The sequence below is a fragment of the Methyloversatilis sp. XJ19-13 genome (genome assembly GCF_024580155.1).
GTDB lineage: Bacteria > Pseudomonadota > Gammaproteobacteria > Burkholderiales > Rhodocyclaceae > Methyloversatilis.
This window is the reverse complement of sequence record NZ_JANINH010000040.1, coordinates 1-848: the sequence shown is the minus strand read 5'-3', so window position 1 is coordinate 848 and position 848 is coordinate 1. Positions and strand designations below refer to the sequence as shown.

Genomic DNA, 848 nt, shown 5'->3' with positions numbered 1-848 from the left:
GTGCCGTACATCGTGGTGTTCCTGAACAAGTGCGACATGGTCGACGACGCCGAGCTGCTCGAACTCGTTGAAATGGAAGTGCGCGAGTTGCTGTCGAAGTACGACTTTCCGGGCGACGATGTACCGATCGTCAAGGGCTCGGCACTCAAGGCGCTTGAAGGCGACAAGACGGATCTGGGCGAAGGCGCGATCATGGCGCTGGCCGATGCGCTGGATAGCTACATTCCGACGCCGGAACGTGCGATTGACGGCGCCTTCCTGATGCCGATCGAAGACGTGTTCTCGATCTCGGGTCGCGGCACGGTGGTGACGGGTCGTATCGAGCGCGGGATTGTGAAGGTTGGCGAGGAAATCGAGATCGTCGGCATCAAGGACACGGTGAAGACCACGTGTACCGGCGTTGAAATGTTCCGCAAGCTGCTGGACCAGGGTCAGGCGGGAGACAACGTTGGCGTGCTGCTGCGCGGCACCAAGCGCGAAGATGTCGAGCGTGGTCAGGTTCTGGCCAAGCCGGGTTCGATCAAGCCGCACACGCACTTCACGGCCGAGATTTACGTACTGTCGAAGGACGAAGGCGGTCGTCACACGCCGTTCTTCAACGGTTATCGTCCGCAGTTCTACTTCCGCACGACGGACGTTACGGGCTCGATCGAACTGCCGGAAGGCACGGAGATGGTGATGCCGGGCGACAACGTATCGATCACGGTGAAGCTGATTGCGCCGATCGCGATGGAAGAAGGTCTGCGCTTTGCGATTCGCGAAGGCGGTCGTACGGTGGGCGCGGGCGTGGTTGCCAAGATCATCGCTTAAGCAGGTTGATGTGCCCCGGCCTGCGTGAGCCGGCCGGG

1 protein-coding gene is annotated in these 848 nt (G+C 61.0%); it reads left to right on the top strand.

The window, feature by feature from the left end:
• Positions 1-810, top strand: an 810-nt coding sequence (locus tag NMQ14_RS19615; protein WP_257098511.1) for an elongation factor Tu, incomplete at its 5' end; no start/stop codon positions are given.
• Positions 811-848 lie beyond the last annotated feature (38 nt).